This is a genomic window from Xenorhabdus sp. NBAII XenSa04 (assembly GCF_963866145.1).
Classification (GTDB): domain Bacteria; phylum Pseudomonadota; class Gammaproteobacteria; order Enterobacterales; family Enterobacteriaceae; genus Xenorhabdus; species Xenorhabdus indica.
The window spans coordinates 37,876-44,257 of sequence record NZ_CAWMEB010000450.1 but is presented as its reverse complement, the minus strand read 5'-3'; the positions used below and the strand labels follow the sequence as shown (position 1 = coordinate 44,257).

At 43.6% G+C, this 6,382-nt stretch carries 3 protein-coding genes; 2 read left to right on the top strand and 1 reads right to left on the bottom strand.

Features of this window, described 5'->3' with window-relative positions:
• Positions 1-1,162: 1,162 nt before the first annotated feature.
• Entirely contained in the window at positions 1,163-2,218 is a 1,056-nt protein-coding gene (locus AAC147_RS19680) for an AraC family transcriptional regulator (protein WP_156115401.1), read from the bottom strand.
• 302 nt (positions 2,219-2,520) lie between these two features.
• Between AAC147_RS19680 and AAC147_RS19675 the strand changes: the two genes are divergently transcribed.
• Positions 2,521-4,719 (top strand): thiamine pyrophosphate-dependent enzyme, encoded by a 2,199-nt coding sequence (locus tag AAC147_RS19675; protein WP_047684130.1) that lies wholly within the window; start codon positions 2,521-2,523, stop codon positions 4,717-4,719.
• A 32-nt stretch (positions 4,720-4,751) separates the two neighbouring features.
• Positions 4,752-6,374: an indolepyruvate oxidoreductase subunit beta family protein gene (locus AAC147_RS19670; RefSeq protein ID WP_231571526.1), complete on the top strand. Its 1,623-nt coding sequence runs from the start codon at positions 4,752-4,754 to the stop codon at positions 6,372-6,374.
• The last annotated feature ends 8 nt before the right edge of the window (positions 6,375-6,382 follow it).

Genomic DNA, 6,382 nt, shown 5'->3' with positions numbered 1-6,382 from the left:
GAATTAACCGATATGCGCAAGCGCAACATATCAATATGTTGATGCAATACATTCCACACCTTTTGCAAAAGGGCTATATCAATCTGTTTTTCTATAAAAGCATACCAACCGAGATTGTGTATTGGACTATTTTCATAAAGTGCCTGTTCGTAAAACACATCTTCCTGAGAAGGGTGGAGGGGATATAAGTTCGGACGCAATGAATTCTCAGATATTCTCATAATAAATTATACGAATGTATTCCGTTTACAAGTTATTTGTAATTTATGGTGTAAATGAGTAGATTTAATTATTTGCCTGATCTTAATTAATTTATGTTTTAGCATTCATTTAATTAAGGGTGATATACATCTGATTTTATATCTTTCAATATTAAATTGTTATTTTTGTTTAATCGGTATTGGCATAATCTATCATAGTGTTATTACAGATAATCTCGCAATCTTTCAACACTCTCCTTAATGAAAAATAGTTAATATTTATTGGGTAATGATTGATTTTTTATTTTTGATATTTTCAAGTATACATCCTTATCACCTGCCTTATTTTTTAGTTTATTTTCAGTAATATTATCATTGCTTTTATTTGTCACTTTATGGTCATAAAACCCTTTGCAGTGCAATAGTGATTCTCATTTGAGTTGATGTCTATATTATTTTTTGTTTATTATGGCCATTTTTTATGGTTTATAGAGGTAAGGTGGTATATTTAAAGCTATTTATAACCGTCTGTTGATGATTTGATTACTATACCAATCTAACTTCAAGATGCGTATGATTTCTCCCCGCGAAGCGGGGAGAAATCAGGTTTCATCTAGTGTTGTAAATTGCAATTTGAAGTTTAATGCGTATATATTGTTGTTTTTTATTTTTGATGAATAATTTTATTAAGTTATTTTGTTAGTAAGTTATTAATGATTTTTTAATATTATTTTTGTTGGTAGCCAAACAAAGTTTAAAACTTAGATAGAATTATTATTCTCCGATTTAAGAGAGTGAATGAATTATAAGTAATATATGAAGGTAAGATCATTTATTATATACCCGTTGTCTTTCAAGTTGCTTTTTGAAATCCATAGGGTATAAATTTTTATCTCGGCTTATATTTGTTTTTGCCGCATTGGTTTTTAATAATCAGATAATCGGCGGTATATTGCTTAAATTTAACCACGCTTTAAACTTTCACTCGGTGTTTCACCATAGCGTGCCTTATATTCTGCACTGAATCGTCCCATATGGGCGAACCCCCAACGCAGAGCGACTCCCGTGACATTGCTTGCTTCTCCTGCCAGTAGCTCTGTACGAACATGTTCCATGCGCAAGTCGCGTAAATACTGCATCGGGCTGATATCCAAAAATTCCCTGAAACCAGAATAGAGACTGCGAAGGCTGACTCCTGCCACTTGAGCAAGCTGCTCTACCGTAATAGGTTCATGGGCATGAGCCTGTAAATATTCCTGCACTTTTCGTACATGTCGTGGGCGAATGGAACAGCGACGATTCGTGGAGGAGCCGCTGTAATTATGCTGATGGGTGGACAGCAGGGTAACAGAAAGTAATTGCTCAATCTGACCAGTAATAAGTTTATATTGCAGAATATCAGGTAGTTGTGTCGTATATTCAAGCAGATAGAGCATCAGGCAGCGCCACGCCTGACAACGTTGCCATTCAAACCCCAGTTCAAATACCAGTGGTTGATCCAAAGGATGCCCCAATTGTCCAATAAGGGTTCTTTCCAGCAAAGTGCGGGAGATCCTGATCATAAACTGATCATTATCGGCACTCCAGCGCATGGAGGTATGCTGATCCGGGCTGAGGATGGAGGCCAGATTTGGTGTTGAATCAAGGTGCTGACCACCGCTTTCAATACAGGCACTGCCTGATAACGGCATCTGAATAAGAAAAAAAGACTCCAGTGCGTTCGGATTGATTTCAACATTAGCCCCGTAACGCAGGCGGCTCATGGAAAAGTCCCCAAACGGGATATAGTGCATTCTGGCATCCAGCTTCCGGCTGCTACCCAGTATATTTAGCTGGTGGGGTTTCATCACCCGACCGACCATTGATTTCACTTCATCAAGATCATGGGATGAAAAAAGTAAATGTTCTGGAGAATTGAGGTGAGACTCAATTTTGGGTACTGCATATTTTGGGTCTGCGTACCTTGAATCAGAGCTTCTGGGATCAGAATAATAGTGAGACCACGGATTGCCCATCATTATTAGATACCTCTTTAAACATTTATTAAAGCTATACAGTTTTCTACTAGCAGTATCCACATTTTGCTTAAATGGAAGATATATGATTATGAATATATTCATGAGAAACCTTACTCATTATTAAGATAGTAATAAGTTTCAATCACCCTCATTCATATCTGTTTTGGCGGTTTTTTTTATCCGCTCTCTGCATGTTCTATCCAGACACTGCGTAAATCATAATGACATGACAGATCATGTATTGACCGTTGATTCATACTCTCATTACATAATACCCATACAGAAATGCGAGGCGATTGATCATGGCGGAACGATCATTTGTTAAAGAAGTGGAAAAATTACGTTTGGGTCAGGGGGAACTTTTCCGAGGGGAAGGCATACTCGCTGTGACAAAAGCGTTGTTGGAATCAGGCGTTGCTTATGTTGCAGGTTATCAGGGCGCACCCATTTCCCATCTGATGGATGTCCTGGCTGATGCGCAAGCGATCCTTTCCGAATATGGTATTCGTTTTGAAAACAGTGCCAGTGAAGCAACGGCCGCTGCCACACTAGCGGCTTCTGTTAATTATCCATTACGCGGGGCTGTCACATTTAAGGCGACTGTAGGCACAAATGTTGCCTCAGATGCGTTGGCAAATCTGGCATCCGGTGGCGTTTTAGGCGGTGCGCTGATTATTGTCGGCGAAGATTATGGTGAAGGTTCTTCCATCATGCAGGAGCGCAGCCATGCGTTTGCGATGAAATCCCAGATCTGGTTGCTTGATCCGCGTCCCAATCTGCCTTCAATTGTGCAGGCAGTAAAAATGGGGTTTGCGTTATCGGAAGCCAGCCATACACCAGTGATGTTGCAGATGCGTATCCGTGCCTGCCATGTGCACGGTCGGTTTGTTTGCGCAGATAATCGCGTATCAGCATTCAAAATAAAAGATGCACTGACAAATCCGGCGCGTGAGCTCAATCGGATTGTTTTGCCTCCTGCCAGCTTCTTACATGAGAAAGAGAAAATTCAGGAACGCTGGCCTGCTGCTGTGCGCTTTATTCAGCAGAAGGAATTGAACGAATTTTTTGCTGAAAGTGCTGATGACATAGGCATTGCTTTGCAGGGAGGATGCTATAACACCGTGATCAGAGCCCTAAATTTGTTAGGGCTGGCGGATGTGTTCGGTAACAGCCGGATTCCGCTATATGTCATGAATGTGGCATATCCGTTGATCGATGAGGAATTTGAACGCTTTTGTTATGGCAAGCAGGCAATTTTAGTATTGGAAGAAGGTCAACCTAATTTTGTAGAACAAAATATCGCCAATATCTTACGGCAGCGTGATATTACCATTCGGTTACATGGTAAAGATTTACTGCCAATGGCGGGAGAATATGATACAGCCACTGTGTTAGCAGGAGTTCGTGCTTTTCTTGAACGTTACGGCAAGGTTGAAGCTGAAGTGTCAGTCGCGGCCTGTCAGGTGCGCATTCCGACGGTTACTTTGCCCGCTGAGAATTCATCAGATAAAGACTCATCAGACAAAAAATCGTCAGTGACAGAAAATAATGTGGTTCATGTCCGCCCGCCCGGTTTTTGTACGGGTTGCCCGGAGCGTCCGATCTTTACCGCTATGAAATTGATAGAGCGGGAATTGGGTCAACATCATGTCAGTGCGGATATTGGTTGCCACCTGTTTGCCATCTTGCCTCCATTCAATTTGGGGAATACCACGATGGGATATGGGCTAAGTGCAGCGAGCGCAGCAGCATTGAGTGTACCAGTTGTGGATAAGCGAGCGATTTCAGTGATGGGAGATGGGGGATTCTGGCACAACGGCTTGACGAGTGGTATTGCTAACAGTGTTTTTAATCGCAGTGACAATCTGACCATTATTGTGGACAACAGCTACACTTCCGCCACAGGAGGGCAGGATATTCCATCTTCAACTGCTTTCAACGCCAGCCGCAGTACGGGTCATGATATCGAAAAAGCGGTTAAAGGCGTTGGGGTGAAGTGGATACGCACGATCAAACGTACCTATGACCTTAAGACCATGATCCATACTCTGCGGGAAGCACTGACAACAAGTGAACAGGGGCCGAAAGTCGTGGTCGCACAGAGTGAATGTATGTTGAATAAACAGCGCCGTGAGAAAAAAAGGAACAGAGAAACGATAGCGGCAGGACAACGAATAGTGCGTGAACGCTTTGGCGTTGATCCTGATACTTGTACGGGAGATCACTCTTGTATCCGTTTGTCTGGTTGTCCTTCACTGTCAATTAAGCCAAATCCTGATCCCTTGCGTACCGATCCGGTGGCAACAGTATTGAATAGCTGCGTGGGTTGTGGATTGTGCGGGGAAGTTTCCCATGTCGCGGTATTGTGTCCTTCTTTCTTTAAGGCCCGGATCATCACCAACCCCAACTACCGGGAGCGGTTGCTTCATCGTATTCGTAAAGGATTTATCAGTTATTTGCAACGTCGTGATGCTAAACGTCGCGAGCGGTATGACGTTTAAAAGCTAAACCCTGTAGGCTCTAAGGGGAAATTATGTCTATGTCATCATCCATTCAGTCTCCGATTATGAAACCGAAAATCCAACCTATCAAAATTGCGATTTTGGCAATGGGAGGTGAGGGTGGTGGTGTACTGGCAGATTGGATCGTCAATTTGGGTGAAGAGCATGGTTATTTTGCTCAGGCAACATCCGTACCCGGTGTCGCACAACGGACAGGTGCGACGATATATTATGTCGAATTGTTCCCCGGAGCAGATGATCCCGATGTTCCGGCTCCGGTACTGGCATTAATGCCAACGCCCGGTGATGTGGATATTGTATTGGCTTCTGAGTTAATGGAAGCCGGACGTGCAGTCCAGCGCGGTTTTGTGACGCCGGATCGTACTACGTTGATCACTTCAACTCACCGAGTATTCTCAATGGAGGAGAAAACAGCAATGGGTGACGGGCGTGTGGGTAGCCATGTCCTGATCCAGCAATCACGACAGGCTGCGTTACGTTTTGTCCATTTTGACATGGCATGGATGGCAGAAAAGAGTGGCAGTGTGATAAGTGCTGTGTTGTTTGGGGCACTCTGTGGTACGGGGCTCCTGCCATTCAGCCGTATGCATTTTGAAAAAACGATTATCAAAGGAGGCGTGGGGGTAAAACCTAGCCTGCAAGCATTTGGCTTGGGATTGAGCAGGGTACAGTCAGAAGAATCCGGCTACCAGCCTTGCTATCAACATTCTCATCATGAGCATTCTCAATATGGCCGCTTAAATCGTAATCGTTTCAACCATAATCGTACCGATGACGAGAGCATAAAAGCTTTTTTATTGCGTATTCGAAAAACATTGCCTTCCTCTATCCATGAAATTGCTGCTGAAGCCGTCAGGCGTTTGGTGGATTATCAAGATCCGGCTTATGCCGATTTATATCTTGATAAATTGCAGTATCTGACTGAGCAGACTGGAAAACATCATCAGCGACTACTGTGTGAAACTGCCCGTCATCTGGCGCTGTGGATGACTTATGAAGACACTATTCGGGTGGCAGATCTGAAAATCAGAGCCAGACGGTTTGAGCGGGTTTACAAAGAAGTGGGGGCACACAGTAAAGAGCTTGTTGAAATTAATGAATTTCTGCATCCCAGAATGGAAGAGATCTGTGACACCTTGCCCGCCCCTGTTGGCCGTTGGTTATCCCGTCCTCATTTTGTAAACCGGATGCTGACAAAACTATTCAGCCGTGGGCGTGTCATTACCACCAGTTCAATTTGGGGATTTTTGTTGCTGTATACGCTGGCGGGTTTACGCCGTGTTCGCCGACGTACTCTGCGTTTTCAGCATGAAACCGAACGGATTGAAAATTGGTTGCAGCGGATCGTGATTGCAGTGAAACATGACCCGGCGTTGGCTGTAGAAATTGCCCTATGCCAGCAGTTGATTAAAGGATACGGTGATACCCATACCCGTGGATTGCGTAATTTTCAAAGCCTGATGGGGATTATTGATCGCCATCTCGTTCATTTGTCTCCGGCCAACTTGCGACAACTGCGTGAGGCGGCATTAGCAGATGAAGATGGCAGACGGTTACGTGAGTACCAACAGCATCTTGAAGCCACTATTTTAGAACAACGTACTAAAACGACGGTATTAAAACGACAACATTGAGGAGGAGT

Coding starts and splice junctions, on each gene's coding strand:
- AAC147_RS19680 (WP_156115401.1), bottom strand. CDS start 2,218: ATGATGGGCAATCCGTGGTCTCACTATTATTCTGATCCCAGAAGCTCT.
- AAC147_RS19675 (WP_047684130.1), top strand. CDS start 2,521: ATGGCGGAACGATCATTTGTTAAAGAAGTGGAAAAATTACGTTTGGGT.
- AAC147_RS19670 (WP_231571526.1), top strand. CDS start 4,752: ATGTCTATGTCATCATCCATTCAGTCTCCGATTATGAAACCGAAAATC.